At 63.1% G+C, this 17,815-nt stretch carries 16 protein-coding genes; 13 read left to right on the top strand and 3 right to left on the bottom strand.

The genetic code is table 11. The features are described from left to right. Positions 1–142: 142 nt before the first annotated feature. From EJ079_RS15225 to EJ079_RS15210, 4 genes are all read left to right on the top strand, one after another. The gene (locus tag EJ079_RS15225) at positions 143–925 is read left to right on the top strand and encodes a proton-conducting membrane transporter (RefSeq protein WP_127809394.1); all 783 of its coding nucleotides are present in this window, start codon (positions 143–145) and stop codon (positions 923–925) included. A gap of 179 nt (positions 926–1,104) precedes the next feature. Then, entirely contained in the window at positions 1,105–2,250 is a 1,146-nt protein-coding gene (locus EJ079_RS15220) for an aminodeoxychorismate synthase component I (protein WP_127809393.1), read from the top strand. Then, positions 2,199–2,861, top strand: a complete 663-nt coding sequence (locus EJ079_RS15215; protein WP_127809392.1) for an aminotransferase class IV family protein — start codon at positions 2,199–2,201, stop codon at positions 2,859–2,861. Before EJ079_RS15220 ends, EJ079_RS15215 begins: the two co-directional genes overlap by 52 nt. Positions 2,862–2,873: 12 nt before the next feature. Next, positions 2,874–3,815, top strand: coding sequence for a DUF3445 domain-containing protein (locus tag EJ079_RS15210; RefSeq protein WP_127396831.1), 942 nt, complete (start codon positions 2,874–2,876; stop codon positions 3,813–3,815). Here the strand turns inward: EJ079_RS15210 and EJ079_RS15205 are convergent. After that, a complete protein-coding gene (locus EJ079_RS15205; RefSeq protein ID WP_127268297.1) occupies positions 3,812–4,255 on the bottom strand; it encodes a hypothetical protein in 444 nt (147 codons plus the stop codon). The genes EJ079_RS15210 and EJ079_RS15205 overlap by 4 nt on opposite strands. A gap of 127 nt (positions 4,256–4,382) precedes the next feature. Beyond that, positions 4,383–4,712, bottom strand: a complete 330-nt coding sequence (locus EJ079_RS15200) for a hypothetical protein (RefSeq protein WP_127396832.1) — start codon at positions 4,710–4,712, stop codon at positions 4,383–4,385. Between the two features lie 209 nt (positions 4,713–4,921). Here EJ079_RS15200 and EJ079_RS15195 point away from each other — a divergent pair, with 209 nt between their 5' ends. The 8 genes from EJ079_RS15195 (at position 4,922) to EJ079_RS15160 (ending at position 14,557) form a co-directional block, all read left to right on the top strand. Next, positions 4,922–5,953, top strand: a complete 1,032-nt coding sequence (locus EJ079_RS15195; RefSeq protein WP_164873793.1) for a substrate-binding domain-containing protein — start codon at positions 4,922–4,924, stop codon at positions 5,951–5,953. A 231-nt stretch (positions 5,954–6,184) separates the two neighbouring features. After that, positions 6,185–7,630, top strand: coding sequence for a homospermidine synthase (locus tag EJ079_RS15190; RefSeq protein WP_127272620.1), 1,446 nt, complete (start codon positions 6,185–6,187; stop codon positions 7,628–7,630). Positions 7,631–7,813: 183 nt separating this feature from the next. Continuing rightward, entirely contained in the window at positions 7,814–8,191 is a 378-nt protein-coding gene (locus EJ079_RS15185) for a hypothetical protein (protein WP_127259982.1), read from the top strand. Between the two features lie 188 nt (positions 8,192–8,379). After that, positions 8,380–10,452, top strand: a complete 2,073-nt coding sequence (locus tag EJ079_RS15180; protein ID WP_127809391.1) for a bifunctional UDP-sugar hydrolase/5'-nucleotidase — start codon at positions 8,380–8,382, stop codon at positions 10,450–10,452. Between the two features lie 235 nt (positions 10,453–10,687). After that, a complete protein-coding gene (gene hemH, locus EJ079_RS15175) occupies positions 10,688–11,752 on the top strand; it encodes a ferrochelatase (protein WP_127396644.1) in 1,065 nt (354 codons plus the stop codon). 51 nt (positions 11,753–11,803) lie between these two features. Beyond that, positions 11,804–13,009, top strand: coding sequence for an FAD-binding oxidoreductase (locus tag EJ079_RS15170; RefSeq protein WP_127809390.1), 1,206 nt, complete (start codon positions 11,804–11,806; stop codon positions 13,007–13,009). Between the two features lie 121 nt (positions 13,010–13,130). Further along, the gene (locus EJ079_RS15165) at positions 13,131–14,081 is read left to right on the top strand and encodes an SPFH domain-containing protein (RefSeq protein WP_127809389.1); all 951 of its coding nucleotides are present in this window, start codon (positions 13,131–13,133) and stop codon (positions 14,079–14,081) included. An 11-nt stretch (positions 14,082–14,092) separates the two neighbouring features. After that, positions 14,093–14,557: an NfeD family protein gene (locus EJ079_RS15160; RefSeq protein ID WP_023810067.1), complete on the top strand. Its 465-nt coding sequence runs from the start codon at positions 14,093–14,095 to the stop codon at positions 14,555–14,557. Positions 14,558–14,723: 166 nt separating this feature from the next. Here EJ079_RS15160 and EJ079_RS15155 read toward each other — a convergent pair whose 3' ends face one another. Next, complete coding sequence (locus EJ079_RS15155; RefSeq protein WP_127272680.1) at positions 14,724–15,725, bottom strand: KpsF/GutQ family sugar-phosphate isomerase; 1,002 nt, start codon at positions 15,723–15,725, stop codon at positions 14,724–14,726. 249 nt (positions 15,726–15,974) lie between these two features. Between EJ079_RS15155 and EJ079_RS15150 the strand changes: the two genes are divergently transcribed. Further along, positions 15,975–17,765 carry an outer membrane beta-barrel protein gene (locus EJ079_RS15150; RefSeq protein ID WP_164873792.1) on the top strand — a complete coding sequence of 597 codons (1,791 nt, stop codon included), beginning with the start codon at positions 15,975–15,977 and terminating at the stop codon, positions 17,763–17,765. Positions 17,766–17,815 lie beyond the last annotated feature (50 nt).

Below are 17,815 nucleotides of genomic sequence, written 5' to 3'. Positions count from 1 at the left end.
ACGGCCGTTGGCCATGGGCAAGCAAAGCCGATCGCCGCAGCTCGAACCGAAGCCGGCTGTTCTGCTTACCGCGGAACCACCAAGAGTAGTCCTTCGCCGAAGGTCATGACCCACGGCAGACGGATCTGACTGGAGAGAGACAATGGGCACTTTTTTCTACGTGGTCCTGGCGTTCCTGATAGGCGTGTTGGTCGGCTGGTTCCTTTGGGGGCGCCTGCGCGGTGAACTCGACAGCTTGCGCGGCGACCTAGACCGCACACGCAGCGAACGCGACAGGCTGCGCACCGACGGCGACCGCCTGACCGGCGAACTCGATGCATGCGGCAAGACCCGCGCCGACCTCGAGCGCCGGCTGCGTGAAGCGTCGGCCGCACCTGCCGCCGGAAGCAGCGCGGCAAAGCCGGCAAGCCAGGCGCCGGCGGCCCTGATGTCGACCCCCGCGACAGCCAAATCCGCCGCCACAAAGCCGGCGCCGGCCAAACCGGCCGCTGCGAAAGCGGTCCCTGGCAAGGCGGTCCCTGCCAAGCCGGCGGCGAAACCCGCCGCCACCAAAACCTCGGCTCCAGCCAAATCCGCGACGAGCAAACCTGCAACGAGCAAACCTGCAACAGCCAAGTCTGCAACAACCAAGTCTGCAACAGCCAAGCCAGCAGCCGGCCCAGCATCCGGAAAGCCCGACAATCTGCGCCGGCTGATCGGTATCGGTCCGGTCAACGAGAAGCTGCTCAAGGCGCAAGGCGTCACCAGCTTCGCGCAGATCGCGTCCTGGACCGCGGCCGATATCAAACGGATCGAGGACGTCATGAATTTCGACGGCCGCATCGCGCGCGAACGCTGGATCGAGCAGGCCAAGCTGATCGCAGCCGGCAACGAGAAGGAATTCGCCAAGCAGTTTCCAACAGCCGGAACCTCCAGCAACAGCTGATCGCCAGGCGAGACCTGAAGATTGCAAGCGGCGGCGCCATATCGGCGCCGCCGTTTTCTCTTGGTTCCTGAGTTGGCCCAAACGTCGGCTTTAAGAGGCAGCGTGCCGTTCCCTCGATTGCGCGCGGGCGGCACCCCATATAGAGCGGTTGATGCTTCATAGACCGCAGCACGAGTCCCATGTCCCTGCCCGCCGCAATTTTTCGCAATGACAAAAGCGCGCGCCAGCTCGTTTTCGACCGGCCGGCCGATGTCATCGTGGCGCACGAAGCAGGGGATTTCGGGCCGGCTCTGGAAGCAGCACAAGCCGCGCATGATGCAGGCAAATGGCTTGCCGGCTATTTCTCGTATGAGGCGGGCTACCTGCTCGAACCCAAGCTCGTTCCCCTGCTGCCGAACGGACGCCGCGCCCCACTCGTGTGCCTTGGGGTTTTCGATGCCCCGGTCGAAGAGGCGGTGCCGCCGCGCGACACCACGGCGACCAACGGCCCGATCTTCGACGCCCGTGCGACGTGGTCGCCCGAGGATTATGAAAAACGCTTCTCGCGGCTGCACCAGCACATCCGGCAAGGTGATTGCTACCAGGGCAATTTGACCTTTCCCGTGCATGCGCAATGGTCAGGCGAGCCGCTGGCCGCCTTCGATGCATTGACGGAACGTCAGCCGGTGAAATATGGCGCGCTGATCGCGCTCGGTGAACCCATCGTGCTGTCGCGCTCGCCCGAACTGTTCTTCGAGATCGACGCCGAGGGCATGATCGAGACGCATCCGATGAAGGGCACGGCGCCGCGCGGCGCGACCAAGGCCGAAGACGAGCGGCAGAAGATCTTCCTGCGCAATGACGAAAAGAACCAGGCCGAAAACCGGATGATCGTCGATCTCCTGCGCAACGATATCTCGCTGATCAGCGAGGTCGGCACGCTGGACGTGCCGGCGCTGTTCCGCATCGAGACTTACCCTACCGTGCACCAGATGGTGAGCGACGTCAGGGCCAGACTGCTGCCGGGTCTCTCTATCCGCCAGATCTTCGCGGCGCTGTTTCCTTGCGGTTCGATCACCGGCGCGCCTAAGATCCGGGCCATGGAGATCCTGCGCGACCTGGAAGGCACGCCCCGCGATGCCTATTGCGGCGCCATAGGCTGGATCGCGCCCGGCGGCCCGATGCGCTTTTCCGTGGCGATCCGCACCATCTCGCTCTTTTCGGGCGGCGAGGCCGTCTACAATGTCGGAGGCGGCGTCGTCTTCGATTCGACGGCGCAGGAGGAGTATCAGGAGTGTCTGCTGAAAGCGCGCTTCGCGACGGGAACACCGCCGACTTTCAGTTGATCGAGACCATGCGCTGGGAACCCGGCCCGGGCTTCCTGCGCTTCGATCGCCATCTTGCGCGCCTCTATGGCTCGGCGGCGGAGCTCGGCTTCCACTGTGATCCAGGCACGGTCGGCGAGGCACTGAGCACCGCGGTCAGCGGTTCCGGCGTTGCCATGCGCACGCGGCTCGTCCTGTCGCACGATGGTGAGGTGACGGCCTCGGCGCAACCTTATGAACCGCTCGCCGCCGACAAGGTCTGGATGCTGCGGCTGGCGCGGACGAAGCTCGATTCGCACGACACGCTGCTGCGCCACAAGACTAGCCGGCGACAGCTCTACACGCGTGCCCGCGCCGAACACCTCATCACCCAGGCCGACGAGGTGCTTATGGCCAACCAGCGCGGCGAGATCTGTGAAGGCACGATCACCAATGTCTTTGCCGATCTCGGCGACGGCGTGCTGGCCACGCCCCGGCTCGACTGCGGCCTGCTGCCTGGTGTATTGCGCGCGCAGCTTCTGGATGAAGGCCGCGCCCGCGAAGCGATCTACAGCTTGGACGATCTGAAATCCGCCAAGTCCCTGTTCGTCGGCAATTCGCTGCGCGGACTGATCCCCGCAAGACTGACCTGAAACAGGACGACTGTGCCCACTCACACACCCCCAGAGCATACGCTCCCCACCCACACGCCCTATGACGGCTCGTCGAAACTGTTCAGTATCGGGCTGAAGCCGCTCGATCCGGCGGACTGGATCGAGATCGACGGCCATCTGCTGCCGTATCTCGCCGAAAAGCACCGGCTCTATGCCGAAATCCCAGAGCGCGTTTTCGTCGAGGAGGACGGCACGCGCGATGCCCAGCAGGAAGTGCTCGACTTGCTCGCTGCGCATCTCCTGGAGAGGTTCCCCGAAACCCATCGGCTCGGCGGATCAGGCATCGAGGTGGTGGGCGCGGCGAGCCGTCTGCCTGCGGCCCTCGCCGAGGCGCCGCTGGCCAGGGCCTCACTGCTCGTCCAGGAAGACCTCATCCTGATGCGCCGTGGCGACAGCGGCTGGCGGCTGGTTGCCGGCTCGCTCTGCTTTCCCTCGTCCTGGTCGCTCCTGGAAAAATTCGGCAAGCCGCTGCAGGACATCCACGCGCCGGTGCCGGGTTTCGGTCCGGGCACGCGTCCGGCGGAACTCATCAACCGGATGTTCGATGGCCTCCAGGGGCAGGCGGTCGAGCGCTACAACTGGTCGATCCAGTCCGACAACGCGCTCTACCATCCGCTCTCCGACCTGCAGCGCATCGACCGCGCCACCAACCGGCCGTCGCGCTTTCCCGATGGCGACATCGACGCCCATGCGTTCATCCGCGTCGAGCGGCAGACCCTGCGCAAACTGCCTGTTTCACGCGATATCCTGTTCACCATCCGCATCCATCTCGACCCGCTCGCCGTGCTGGCCAGGCACCCTGATCGGGCGAAGCTCGCGGCGTCTTTCGCCGCCCAGCTCGAAGCTCTCGATCTCGCCCAGCTCGATTACAAGGGCCTGACCGCAGACCGCGATCGGCTGGTCGACCGGCTCGGGGGGCTGGCGCTGTCCTAAATCGCGGCCAAGCCCAGCAGCAGGATCGCGGACATCGCGGTAAAGACGGTGACGTTGACATCCCACCGCCAACCCGCCGGTCCGAACGGCGGTCGGAATGGCAGGTAGCCGTTCTCGTCGTAGAGCACGCCGCCATAGATCGGTCGTGAGAGCATGGCCACGAAGAACGCTCCATACATGGCCACGCCCAATCCCCCGGCGAGATAGAGCCGCTCGGCTTGGAGTGGGCCTCCAATCCAGATAAGCCCCAGCGCAATCAGCGCGACTCCGGTATAGCTCAGCACCTGCCAAACGACGTGAAACCGGGCGTGCGGAGTCCACAGCGGATTGGTGGCGTGGGTGGCGTTGAGGTCGGCTTTGATCGTCACCACACCGTAACCCACGGTCGCGACGCTCAGCAGAATTCGGGCAAGCAGATGACTGTCGTAAGCGAGTTCCATCGCACTTTCCTCCTTCACTAGGGAAATCGATGACGGCAATTCAGCAGATCGTAATCCGAAGTACTTCACCTAGGAAACAGCAGTATGCCGGTCGATGCCGCACTTTGCCGGCCCCGACGCGGGAGCGTCACGCAGGCGACACGGCTTGAATGGCGCCTTGGGCACAGAAGAGCTGCCCGTCGGCCAGCCGCGCATAGTTGTGGACGATCCCTTTCTCATGATCCTGCAACTGCACGATGAAGTTGCCGCTCTGCTCCGTCCAGCTCATGAGCACGAGGTTCGGGCGTACGCTGGTCATGTCGATCTTGACCACCTCGTCAATTTTGGTGGCTCCGATCGACGCCTGCACATGTAGTTCGTCCGGCGAGAAAAACGTCAGCCGGGGTACGAACGGGCCGAAAACGCAGTCGAAAGTCTTACCGACAAGCGAGGCGGGAAAAACATTGTTTTCTGCCATAACACCCTCCCTGGGCGTGGCCGTTGCGACCAAGCCATTTGACGATCTTCGATGTTTCAGTCGCGAAAATGCCAGATACGCTTACTTGGAGCGCTCCAAGTGATACGATCCGCCCTTTCCACTTTCGAGTCAACAAAATTCTTGGAGCGCTCCAAAAAATGGTCTAACTGAAGGGAAATGGGTGAATCGCAATGCCAACGCTAGCCGACGTGGGCAAGGCTGCCGGTGTCTCCCGGGGCACTGTTTCCAACGTCTTCAACCGGCCGGAACTGGTCAGGCCTGAGTTGCGCCAACGTGTCGAAGCGGCTGCGCGAGCGCTTGGATTTGGCGGCCCCGATCCAAAGGGTCGATTGCTGCGGGATGGCAAGTTCAATGCCATCGGGTTCATGCCACCTGGCGCCTACGCCATCGCCGAGGTGATGAGAAGTCCCTATGGCCGCGAGCTGGTGCTGGGCGTTTCGCTCGCCTGCGACGAGGCCGGAACGACGCTCAGCCTTGTAAACGGCACCGATAATACCCGCTTCGCCAGCATCCGCGAGGCCCTCGTTGACGGCTTCATCCTTGGTCACAGCGGGGACATCGGTCTCATAACATCGGCACAACGGCGGCGCCTGCCCTTCGTCATTCTCGAAAGCGACGCAGGTCCCGACATCAATTCGATAAAGATCGACGGCAGGAGGGGCGCGGTCGCTGCCGTCCGGCATCTGACTGGGCTGGGACACCGACATTTTGCCATCCTGTCTATACGGAGAACTCCAGGCCCTCCGATCGTGCACATGCCCGGACAGGCAAAGCGCCCGCTTCTAGCCGGCTTCTCGCTCGACAACGAGAGGCTCGACGGCTTCAAACAGGGCTTGGCGGAGGCGAACCTATCGATCGACGATGTCCCGATTATCGAGACGACGCCCGGCGATCCATCTGCTGGAGCGGTGGTGTTCGACAATGTGCCTGAAGCAACCGCGATCCTGACCATGTCGGATTGGCAGGCGATCACAATACTCGACGAGGCGGTTTGTCGCGGCATAGAGGTGCCGGGCCACGTGTCGGTCATTGGCTTCGATGGCACTGCTGAATCCGCGCGCACCACACCTCCGCTGACGACTGTCGCGCAAGACGTGATCGGAAAAGGCAGGCTCGCCGCCCGCATGGTTCTTGACAACCAACCGCCCCGCCAAGTCGTTCTGCCCGTGGAGTTGGTGGTTCGGGCGTCCACAGCTGCGCCGAGGGCAAAAATCCGTTGAACGGACGGGGCACGTCGCTTGCGCTTGGCAAATGAGCTAACTTTGGTTCGGGTAGAGCCATTCATCCACGGTTTCAGCCTTAACCACGTAGCCAACGCAGCTAGCCGCTGGTTGGCGCTTTTCGCTGGTTTGTGACAATGATCTGTGATGTAGCGCATGGCCGCCGGGCAAAAATCCCCGGCTTGCGCATGTTTTCCCAGTTTCCTGGGTTTTGAAGGAGTGCTCGATAAAATGGCGAATGAAAACTGGCCCGTTTACGGTGAGATCAGCGGCCCTGTCGTGATGATCGGCTTCGGCTCGATCGGCCGGGGAACGCTGCCACTGATCGAACGCCATTTCCAGTTCGACAAGTCGCGCATGACGGTCATCGACCCGCGCGACACCGACCGCAAGCTGCTCGACGAGCGCGGCATCGCCTTCGTCCAGGAAGCGGTGACCGAGAAGAACTACAAGAAGCTCTTGACCCCGCTTCTGACCAATGGCGGCGGCCAGGGCTTTTGCATCAACCTGTCGGTCGATACCGGCTCGGTGGATCTGATGCGGCTCTGCCGCAAGCTCGGTGTGCTCTACATCGACACCGTCGTCGAGCCGTGGCTCGGCTTCTATTTCGACGCCAAGGCGGACAACGCCAGCCGCACCAATTACGCGTTGCGCGAGTCGCTGCTCAAGGAAAAGCACGACAAGCCCGGCGGCGCCACGGCGGTCTCCACCTGCGGCGCCAATCCAGGCATGGTCTCGTGGTTCGTCAAGCAGGCGTTGGTCAATCTCGCCACCGATCTTGGCCTGGAGTTCTCGGAGCCCGCGCAGGACGACCGCGAGGGCTGGGCCAAGCTGATGAAGAAGGCCGGCGTCAAGGGCATCCACATCGCCGAACGCGACACCCAGCGCGCCAAGAAGCCGAAACCGATGGATGTGTTCTGGAACACCTGGTCGGTCGAAGGCTTCATCTCCGAGGGCCTGCAGCCCGCGGAACTTGGCTGGGGCACACACGAGACATGGATGCCGAAGAACGCCAAGAAGCACAAGCACGGCTCGAAGGCAGCCATCTATCTGGAGCAGCCGGGCGCCAACACGCGCGTGCGCTCGTGGTGTCCGACTCCCGGCGCGCAATACGGCCTGCTGGTGACGCATAATGAGGCGATCTCGATCGCCGATTTCTTCACCGTGCGTTCGAAGAAGGGCAAGGTCCAGTACCGCCCGACCTGCCACTATGCCTATCATCCCTGCAACGACGCGATGCTGTCGCTCGACGAGATGTTCGGCGCCGCCGGCAAGCCTCAGCCGGTGCATCATGTGCTCGACGAGAACGAGTTGATCGACGGCGTCGACGAACTCGGCGTGCTGCTCTACGGCCACGACAAGAATGCCTACTGGTACGGCTCGCAACTGTCGCTCGCCGAGGCGCGCAAGCTGGCGCCCTACCAGAACGCCACCGGCATGCAGGTCACCTCGGCGGTGCTCTCGGGCATGGTCTGGGCGCTGGAAAACCCCGAGGCCGGCATCGTCGAAGCCGACGAGATGGACTACAGGCGGTGCCTGGAAGTGCAGTCCCAGTATCTCGGACCGGTCAAAGGCTACTACACCGACTGGACGCCGCTCGATAACCGCCCCGGCCTGTTCCCGGAAGACCTCGACCGGAACGACCCGTGGCAGTTCCGCAACATCCTTGTGCGATAGCAGCACCGCCTACCTGCCTCACCGCCTTGCAATCGCCCGGAAATCGGGCGATTGAAGGGATGCGGACCACAACGACACGCATTCATCTGGACGCATGTCGCTCTGGAAACTTGGATGCACGCCTCGTGCTTGTCGAAAATCGATTCCGATTTTCGGGCCGATGCGAGAGGAGAGGATTTTCACATGATCATTGCGCGCAAAATTCTTTCGATGAGCGTGGCGGGCGCCATTGCGACGATGCTCGCCGCCTGTGCGACCAGCGGCCCTGATGAACCGCCGATGGCAGCGGCGCCGAAAGGCGTCGAGGGCTCGTGGATCGACGCCAAGGGCACCGGCCTGTCGACCTTCGCCGGCGGCACCTTCACGACGGTCGCCACCGACACCGGCCAGAAGCTTGCCGACGGCAGCTACACGATGACAGGCGCCACATCGGTGCAGATCAACGGCACCTCGCTGATCCGCCAGACCGCGGTCAGCTTCAACTGCCTGATGGTGTCGACAAGCCAGCTCAACTGCACCAGCTCCAGCGGTCAGAATTTCGTGCTGACAAGGCGCGTCTGAACCCGCGACCATTCGTTTTCCAAGGACGGCGGCCGGTTGGCCGCCGTCCTTTTTTATGCCGGCAAAGGGGTCCCGGATTCCGCTTGCGTCATCGGGAACGCGATGGGAACATGGCCGAAGCGCCGGCTGTTATGTTCCAGTCAAGCAAGAGCGCTAATGGCCTCTGATCGGCTTTCCGGGAGACGAAGATGAAGAAGCTTGCCGCCATTGCAGCCCTGTCAGCCTCAGCCCTCGGTCTGTCGGCCGGCGCATCCTTTGCCGACTACACGCTGAACATCCTGCATATCAACGACTGGCACAGCCGCATCGAAGGCAACAACAAATATGAATCGACCTGCTCGGCGGACGAGGAAACCAAGGGCGAGTGCATCGGTGGCGCGGGCCGGCTGATCACCGCGATCGCCCAGGAGCGCAAGAAGCTGCAAGGCCAGAACGTGCTGCTGCTCAGCGCAGGCGACAATTTCCAGGGCTCGCTGTTCTACACGACCTACAAGGGCAAGGTCGAAGGCGAATTCCTCAACGACATGAAGTTCGATGCCATGGCCCTTGGCAACCATGAATTCGACGACGGCGAGGCGGCCCTGGCGCCGTTCCTCGACATGATCAAGTTCCCGGTGCTCGGCGCCAATGTGAAGGCCAACGCGCAATCCAAGCTCGGCGACCGAGTCAAGCCATCTGTTGTCGTCGAAGTCGGCGGCCAGAAGATCGGCATCATCGGCGCGATCACCAACGACACGCCGGACCTCGCTTCCCCCGGACCCAACGTCGCAATAGAGGATGACGTCAAGTCGATCACCGCCGAAGTCGAGAAGCTCAAGGGCGAAGGCGTCAACAAGATCATCGCCGTGACCCATATCGGCTACAGGCGCGAGCGTGACGTCATTGCCAAGATCCCGGGCATCGATGTCGTCGTCGGCGGCCACAGCCATTCGCTGCTGTCGAACACCGACCCCAAGGCGGAAGGCCCCTACCCGACGATGGTCGACAATCCGGACGGCTACAAGGTGCCGGTGGTGCAGGCGGCGTCCTACTCGAAATATCTCGGCGAGTTCAAGGTGGTGTTCGACGACAACGGCGTCGTCAAATCGGCCAGCGGCGACCCGGTCTATCTCGACAAGTCGATCACCCCCGACCCGGCCGTGCTCGCCCGCATCAAGGAGCTTGGGGCGCCGATCGAGGCGTTGAAGAACAAGGAAGTGGCGGAAACCACCGACGTCATCGACGGCAGTCGCGAGAGCTGCCGCACCCGCGAATGCGCGATGGGCAATCTCGTCTCCGACGCCATCCTCGACCGCGTCAAGGGACAGGGCGTCGAGATCGTCATCTCCAATGGCGGCGGCCTGCGCGCCTCGATCGACAAGGGCACCGTCACCATGGGCGAAGTGCTGACCGTGCTGCCGTTCCAGAACACGCTGGCGACCTTCCAGATTTCGGGCAAGGATCTGGTGGCCAGCCTCGAGGGCGGCCTCAGCCAGGTCGAGGACGGCGCCGGGCGCTTCCCCCAGATCGCCGGCCTGAAATATTCCTTCGACAAATCCGTCGCGCCCAATGCCGGCCGCGTCAAGTCGGTGGAAGTCATGGAAGGCGGCGCCTGGACACCGATCAAGCCGGACAAGGACTATCTGGTCGCAACCAACAACTATGTCCGCCAGGGCGGCGACGGCTACAAGATCTTCGCCGACAAGGCCAAGAATGCCTACGATTACGGCCCCGGCCTCGAACAGGTGGTCGCCGACTATCTCGGCGCCCATCGTCCCTACACGCCGAAGCTCGACGGCCGCATCACCGAAATAGCCGCGACCGTCGCCGCGGCGCCTGCGGCCCCGGCAACCGATCCGGCCAAGCCAGCCGAAGCAGCGCCGGCCACGCCGGCGCCCGCACCGGCTGAAGCCGCCAAGCCTGCCGATGCGGCGCCGGCAATGCCCGAATTGCCGGCCAACTCGGGCGACATCGCCAACACGCCCCCGGCCATATCGACAGAGGGAGCGCCACCCCCGCCGGCGCCACCGGCAGAGGCGGCAAAACCGGCTGAAGCAGCCCCCGCCCCGGCGGCACCGGCTCCCGCCGCCGAGCCGGCAAAGCCAGCGGAGGCCGCACCGGCCGAAGCCAGCCATGTCATCGTTGCCGGCGACACTTATTGGGATCTGGCCAAGAAGGCCTATGGCGACGGTGCCAAATGGAAGGTCATTTCGGGCGCCAACAAGGGTTATGAGCCGCGCCGGCTTCCTGTTGGCGCAACGCTGACCATCCCGCCGCAATAGCCCCGCTATATGCCTGAATGACACCGCCCGTCCGAAAACCGGACGGGCGTCCTGTTTTCGGGCTAATGCATGTCGCCCCAAAGTGACCTCGGTTTTCGGAGAACGAGGTGCATAAAAACAAAGGCTTAAAGCGGGTCGTCTGAATCCATTCAGACAATCCGCTTTAAGGTGCGGCCAGACGCTGCATTGAATGCGCGCGCAAGATGGTTAGGTTCGCGTCTTCCGGAGAACCCTTATGACGCTTCCCACCCCTGCCGAACCCAAGGCCGCAAAGGCGCCCGGCCCGTTGCCCGCTGGGCATCCGCCGGTCAAGGCGGGCAAGATCGGCGTCATGCTGGTCAATCTGGGTACGCCCGACGGCACCGATTTCAAGCCGATGTGGCGGTATCTCCGTGAATTCCTGTCCGACCCGCGCGTCATCGAACTCAACAAGGCAATCTGGTATCCGATCCTCTATGGCCTTGTGCTCACCACGCGGCCCAAGAAGTCGGGCGCCAACTACGCACGGATCTGGAACCGGGAAAAGAACGAGTCGCCGCTGCGCACCTATACCCGCGCCCAGGCCGAAAAGCTGGCCGAAGCGCTGCGCGACCTGCCTGATGTCGTCGTCGACTGGGCAATGCGCTATGGCAACCCTTCAACCGCCAGCATTGCCCAGCGTCTGGTCGACCAGGGTTGCGATCGCATCCTTACCTTTCCGCTCTATCCGCAATATTCGGCGACGACCACGGCAACAGCCAACGACCAGCTGTTTCGCGCGCTGATGAAGATGCGCCGTGCACCGGCCGTCCGCAGCGTGCCGCCCTACTATGACGAGCCGGTCTATATCGAGGCGCTAGCGCGCTCGATCGAACGGCATCTGGCGACACTGGACTTCGAGCCGGAGGTGGTCATCACCTCCTATCACGGCATTCCAAAACCGTATTTCGAGAAGGGCGACCCCTATCACTGCCATTGCCAGAAGACGACGCGGCTGTTGCGCGAACGGCTCGGCTGGGATGACAAGAAACTGATCATCACCTTCCAGTCGCGCTTCGGCGCGCAGGAATGGCTGCAGCCCTATACCGACAAGACGGTGGAAAAACTCGCGCAGGACGGCGTCAAGTCGATCGCTATCGTCAATCCCGGCTTTTCCGTCGACTGCATCGAGACGCTGGACGAGATCGGCCGCGAGGCGGCTGAAACCTTCCACCATGCCGGCGGCAAGAATTTCGCCCATATCCCTTGCCTCAACGATAGCGCGGAAGGGATGGCGGTGATCGAGGCGATGGTGCGGCGCGAACTGTCCGGCTGGGTCTGAACCGGAACAACACAAGCTCCGGGGCGTTAAGCCGCGCCTCCGGAGAATGCGATGCCCCGCAAACTCGACCTCCGAACTGGCCAGCCCGTCAGGTCGGCCTATCGCGCGCCTGCGGTGCCGACGGACGGCCTGGACGTCAACACGGATGTGCTGGTCGTCGGTATGGGCATCAGCGGCGCCATGATGGCCGAGGCGCTGACGGCCGATGGCCATCGGGTGATCTGCATCGACCGGCGCGGCCCGCTGAAGGGCTCGACGGCCGCAACCACCGCACTGGTGGCATTCGAAATAGACCAGCCTCTCTCCACGCTCTCGAAGATGGTCGGCAGAGCTTCGGCCCAGCAGGCCTGGCGACGCTCGCGGCTCGCCGTTTCCAATCTCGCCGGACGCATTGCCGAACTCGGCATCAACTGTGGCCTGAGCCGCATGCCGTCACTCTATCTGGCCGGCACGATGCTTGGTCCGCCGGAACTGCGCGACGAGGCCGAGGCACGTCGTCTAGCCGGCATCGGCGCCATCTGCTTAACCCGACAACAGCTAGCCGAGAAATTCGGCATCGACCGCGAAGGCGCCATTCTCGGCCACGGCAATATCGCCCTCGACCCACGCAAGCTGACGGCTGGGCTGCTGCTGAAATCCGTGGAGCGCAAGGCACGCTTCTATGTCCCCGTCGAAGCCACAATGATCGAGGACGGCGCCGAAGCTGTTGTCGTCGCGACCAGGGATGGCCCGACCATAACCGCACGACATGTTGTTCTGGCCACCGGCTACGAACTTGTCGACATCGTGCCGGCCACCGCCCACCGGATCATCTCGACATGGGCGATTGCGACACGCCCGCAACCGCGAAAGCTCTGGCCGGACGCAGCGTTCATCTGGGAAGCGTCGGAGCCGTATCTGTATATGCGCACGACGGTCGACGGCCGGGTCATTTGCGGCGGCGAGGACGAGGATTTTATCGACGAAGCGCGGCGCGACGCGCTGATCGCCGACAAGAGCACACGCATCGCCGAGAAACTCGGCCTGATATTTCCGCATCTCGACACTAGGCCCGATTTTGCCTGGACCGGCTCGTTCGGCACCACGACCACCGGCCTGCCCTATATCGGCGCCATTCCCCGCCACCCGCGCATCCATGCGGTGCTGGGCTACGGCGGCAACGGCATCACCTTCTCGCAGGTCGCTTCCGAGATTGTCCCGGCTTCGATCAACGGGCTGGACGACACGGATGCAAGGCTGTTTGCCTTCAACCGCTGAGTGCAACCCTATAAACAATCCATCATCACCTGATTGTAACGCATCTGAAATACACTTAAGTCTTTGGTGAAGTCGGCGGCGCGAGAATGGCTTGTGCGGCCTTCGTCTGAGGGAGAGCCAAATGGATTTCAGTGGTTTCGATATTGCGGTTGGTGCACTTGCACTTCTGGTATTGGTGCTGCTGATCAAAGGCATCAGGACAATCCCGCAAGGTTACAATTATACGGTGGAGCGCTTTGGCCGTTACACCAAGACACTGAGCCCAGGCCTCAATTTCATTTTCCCGTTCATCGACCGTATCGGCGCCAAGATGAACATGATGGAGCAGGTGCTTGACGTTCCGAGCCAGGAAATCATCACCCGCGACAACGCCATTGTCGGTGTCGACGGCATCGCCTTTTTCCAGATCCTCAACGCGGCGCAGGCCGCCTACCAGGTTTCCGGCCTGCAGAACGCCATCCTCAATCTGACGATGACCAACATCCGTACCGTCATGGGTTCGATGGATCTCGATGAACTCCTGTCGAACCGCGACGCCATCAACGAGCGCCTGCTGCGTGTCGTCGATGAGGCAGCCCACCCGTGGGGCATCAAGATCACCCGCGTCGAAATCAAGGACATCAACCCGCCGGCCAACCTTATCGAATCGATGGGCCGGCAGATGACCGCGGAACGCAACAAGCGTGCCCAGATCCTTGCCGCCGAAGGCCTCAAGCAGTCGCAGATCCTCGAGGCCGAGGGCCGCAAGGAAGCCGCCTTCCGCGATGCCGAGGCGCGCGAACGTTCGGCCGAGGCGGAAGCCCGCGCCACCCAGGTGGTGTCGGAAGCGATCTCCAAAGGCGATGTGCAGGCGCTGAACTACTTCGTGGCGCTGAAATACACTGAAGCGCTTGGCAGGATCGGCACGGCCACCAACAGCAAGATCGTGCTGATGCCCTTCGAGGCGTCGTCGCTGATCGGCTCGCTCGGCGGCATCGGCGAGATCGCCAAGGAAGTCTTCCGCAGCGAAGGCACGACCGGCTCGCAGAGGCAGGCCGCGCGCCCGCCGGTCGTTCGCCCAACCGACAACTGAGGTCGAAACCAATGATCGACCGCATCGTTTCCGAACTCGGCCCGTGGAACTGGATGGTTCTCGGCTTCGTCCTGCTGGTGATGGAAATCATCGCGCCGGGTATCTTCATGCTGTGGATCGGCATCGCCGCGCTGATCATCGGCGCTGTGTCGCTGCTGATCTGGGACGCCGGCTTCTGGACCTGGCAGGTCCAGGTCCTCGCCTTCCTGGCGCTGTCGCTGGTCTCGGCCTATGTCGGCAAGAAACTGGTCGGCAGCCGCAACGACCCGACCGACCAGCCGCTGCTCAACCGGCGCGGCGCGCAAATGGTCGGCAGGATGGCGACACTTGCCGAGCCGATCCGTGACGGGCGCGGGCGCATCAAGCTGGGCGATACGCTGTGGCGTGTCTCCGGCCCGGATTTGCCGGCCGGCACGCAAGTGCGCGTGACGGGCGCGGCCGACACGGATCTGGAACTGACCGTCGAGGCGGTCTGAATTCTTGAAACCCACCGCTTGGACAAGGTGTGTTGAGATTCAGGTCAGGCCGAGTCGAAAACGGTGGGTTCCGAGAACCGGAGCGGAGCGTACTTTGGGTACGTGAGCACCGGAAGCGCAGGAAACCGTCGTTTGCAGGCCGGCATCACCTTAAGATCAGCACACCTTAGGCGGCGCCGATACGCAGCAGGTCGTGCAGGTGGATGAGGCCGACTGGTTTCCGGCCCTCCACCACCATCAGGCTGGTGATGGCTGAATTGTTGATCGTCTGCAGCGCCGTTGCGACCAGCGTGTCCGGCGTCGCGGTCTTCGGGCCTTTTGTCATCACCTGATCCACCGTCATCGCCAGCAGGTTGCTGCCGATGTGCCGGCGGATGTCGCCATCGGTGATGATGCCGACCAGCGCACCGTCTGCGTCGGTGATCGCGACGCAGCCAAATCCCTTGCGTGACAGTTCCAGGATCGCGTCATGCATGCCGGTGCCCGCAACCACCAGCGGCAGCCTGTCGCCGACATGCATGATCTCGCGGATCTGCGTCAGGTTGGCGCCGAGCTGGCCGCCCGGGTGAAAGGTGCGGAAATGATCCGGCGTGAAGCCGCGTGCTTCGAGCAGCGCGATCGCCAGCGCGTCGCCCATCACCAGTTGCAGCAGCGTCGATGTCGTCGGCGCCAAGCCGTGCGGGCAGGCTTCAGGCGCGCGCGGCAGCAACAGCACCACGTCCGCCGCCCGCGCCAGCGCCGATGTCTCTCCGGCGGTGATGGCGATCAGCGGGATGGAGAAGCGCCTGGAATAGGCGACGATGCCCATCAGTTCCTTGCTTTCGCCCGACCACGACATGGCGATGATGGCGTCGTCCCTGGCGATCATCCCGAGATCGCCGTGGTTGGCTTCTGCGGGATGGACAAAGAAAGCCGGCGTGCCGGTCGAGGCCAGCGTCGCCGCGATCTTCGAACCGATATGGCCGCTTTTGCCGACACCGGTGACGATGAGCCGGCCTTCAATCCCGGAGATCATCTCGACCGCCTGCGCGAAAGGCGCGGCCAATCCGTTCTCCAAGGCCTCGGCAAGGGCTGCAACCCCAGCCTGTTCGGTTGCCACCGTCCTCAGCGCCGAAGCGATCGAGGCTTGCCTGTCCGAAGGCTTCTTATCCAGGGATCCCGCATGCATGGCTGATGCGATTAGCGCTTTGCCGGCGCGCTGTCCAACAGAAATGGCCCAAGGCATGTTGCCCGAACGTGCGCGGTGGTTTTGACGACGGCAGGCGCGAAAATCAAAAGCTTAACGCAGGCGGTATGAATCCCTTTGGAAATCAGCGCTTCAGCTGGTTGACGGGCCGCCGCCTCAACCCTCCGTTAACCATCCCCATTTACGGTTCGGTAAGTATGGCGCGCGTGCGCCGCGCAAGCAGTGGTGGCGATGTCCGGGGCCCAGCCAGAAAATTCGACAGGAAGAAAGGGCAAGGCTGTCTGCGCCTTGCTGCTGGCAACCAGCATGTTTGCCTTGCTGCGCCCGACTGCGCTCCATGCCCAGGAAACCGAACTGCGCGGCGAGGTTTCGGAATCGGCGATCCTGTCCGACCAGCAGCGCAAGGCGAGACAGCTGGCCCTGGCAGCGCAGGGTCAACAGCCGGCCAATGCCGCGCAGGACAATGCGCCGGCCCGCACCTATCTGCCGGCCAGCGCCGGTGCCGTGCCAGACGACGCCGACACTGGCGACGCCACCGCGACCGGCAGCCTTTTCGACCCGCCGGCAGCCACTGACGACACGTCCGCCGACATCGCGGCGCCGCCCAAGCCTCGCCGCCGCTCATCGACCGCCGGGCAGAATGCGGCTGACCAGGCCAAGGACAAGGCTGCCGACAAGTCGAAAAAGAAAAAGAAATCGACGGCCGGCACCTCCGACATCACCGCTTCCACGACCGCCTCCACGACGGATGCCACCGAAGGTGAAGAGACAGACGAGGACACAGCCAACCGCCGCGCCCTCACCATCGACAGTGCCGACAGGCAGAAGCTCGACCCAGGCGCGGAGCGCACTGACGCCATCGAAGGCCAGAAAAAGAAGCTGGAGGATGATCCGTTTGCCGCCACCGGCGTCAAATGGGGCTCCTTCGTCATCCGGCCGACGATCGAACAGGGCCTGACCGCCACCTCGAACGGCGATTCGAGCAGTGCCGGCACGTCGGCGCTGCTGTCCGAGACGGCGCTGCGCTTTTCCGCCGCATCCGACTGGCGCGAGAACTCCGCCACGATCGACGGCTATGGCCTGTTTCGCGAGACCGTCTCCGGTTACCCGGTTCACGACGAGCAAGGGCGCATCGAAGGCCAGCTCAATGTCGACCTCGACAATGAGTTGCGCGCCATCGCCAAGCTCGGCTACGAGGCCGTGCCGGAATCGGCATCATCACCGGACGCCATTGCCGGCGTCAGCAAGCAACCGCTGCGGCAGACCATCGATGGCAGCCTCGCCGTCGAAAAGCATCTCGGCAAGATGCAGTACACGCTAACCGGCGCGGTCTCGCACGATTTTTACGGCGACGCCAAGCTCTCGGACGGCACCTCGCTGTCGCAGAAGGATCAGGACTCGACGCTCTACACCGCGACGTTGCGCACCGGCTACGAGATCTCCCCTGCCCTGACCCCGTTCACTGAAATCGAGGTCGGCCGCCGGACCTATGATCAACGCATCGACAATGAAGGCTTCGAGCGCTCGTCGACGCGGCTCGGCGCCCGCGCTGGCCTTGCACTCGACATGGGCGAGAAGCTGTCGGGCGAATTCTCGGCCGGCTGGCTCAGGGAAGCGATCGACGACAAAAACCTTGATGCAATCTCCGGTGCCACCGTCAACGCCGACCTCAAATGGTCACCGGAGCGCGGCACCACGATCGGCCTGACCGGGCGGACCACCGTCGAGCCCACGACCACATCAGGCGAAAGCGGCGACATCCTCTATTCCGGTCGCCTGACCGGCGAACGCCAGATTCGCGCCAACCTCACCGCCAATGCGGCTCTGGGCCTCGACTGGCGTGATTACATCGGCATCGATGGCCATGACAGGGTGTTGAGCGCCGAGGCCGGACTGACCTGGTGGCTGAACCGCTACGCCGGCCTCACCACAAGGGTAAGGACCGAGAAGCTGACCAGCAATCTGCCGGGCCGGGACTACACCGCCAACAGCATCTTCCTCGGCGTGAAAGTGCAGCGCTGAGGGCTTGCGTGCCAAACGTGCGTTGAGATCAGACCGGCCCTTCCGCGGAC

Source organism: Mesorhizobium sp. M7A.F.Ce.TU.012.03.2.1 (assembly GCF_004006095.1).
Classification (GTDB): Bacteria; Pseudomonadota; Alphaproteobacteria; order Rhizobiales; family Rhizobiaceae; genus Mesorhizobium.
This window is presented reverse-complemented; position numbering and strand designations above follow the sequence as displayed.

Bases quoted from the DNA above. Each gene is read 5' to 3' on its own strand.
- EJ079_RS15205 (WP_127268297.1), bottom strand. From the start codon at position 4,255: ATGGAACTCGCTTACGACAGTCATCTGCTTGCCCGAATTCTGCTGAGC.
- EJ079_RS15160 (WP_023810067.1), top strand. From the start codon at position 14,093: ATGATCGACCGCATCGTTTCCGAACTCGGCCCGTGGAACTGGATGGTT.
- EJ079_RS15225 (WP_127809394.1), top strand. From the start codon at position 143: ATGGGCACTTTTTTCTACGTGGTCCTGGCGTTCCTGATAGGCGTGTTG.
- EJ079_RS15190 (WP_127272620.1), top strand. From the start codon at position 6,185: ATGGCGAATGAAAACTGGCCCGTTTACGGTGAGATCAGCGGCCCTGTC.
- EJ079_RS15180 (WP_127809391.1), top strand. From the start codon at position 8,380: ATGAAGAAGCTTGCCGCCATTGCAGCCCTGTCAGCCTCAGCCCTCGGT.
- EJ079_RS15170 (WP_127809390.1), top strand. From the start codon at position 11,804: ATGCCCCGCAAACTCGACCTCCGAACTGGCCAGCCCGTCAGGTCGGCC.
- EJ079_RS15150 (WP_164873792.1), top strand. From the start codon at position 15,975: ATGTCCGGGGCCCAGCCAGAAAATTCGACAGGAAGAAAGGGCAAGGCT.
- EJ079_RS15155 (WP_127272680.1), bottom strand. From the start codon at position 15,725: ATGCATGCGGGATCCCTGGATAAGAAGCCTTCGGACAGGCAAGCCTCG.
- hemH (WP_127396644.1), top strand. From the start codon at position 10,688: ATGACGCTTCCCACCCCTGCCGAACCCAAGGCCGCAAAGGCGCCCGGC.
- EJ079_RS15200 (WP_127396832.1), bottom strand. From the start codon at position 4,712: ATGGCAGAAAACAATGTTTTTCCCGCCTCGCTTGTCGGTAAGACTTTC.
- EJ079_RS15165 (WP_127809389.1), top strand. From the start codon at position 13,131: ATGGATTTCAGTGGTTTCGATATTGCGGTTGGTGCACTTGCACTTCTG.
- EJ079_RS15185 (WP_127259982.1), top strand. From the start codon at position 7,814: ATGATCATTGCGCGCAAAATTCTTTCGATGAGCGTGGCGGGCGCCATT.
- EJ079_RS15220 (WP_127809393.1), top strand. From the start codon at position 1,105: ATGTCCCTGCCCGCCGCAATTTTTCGCAATGACAAAAGCGCGCGCCAG.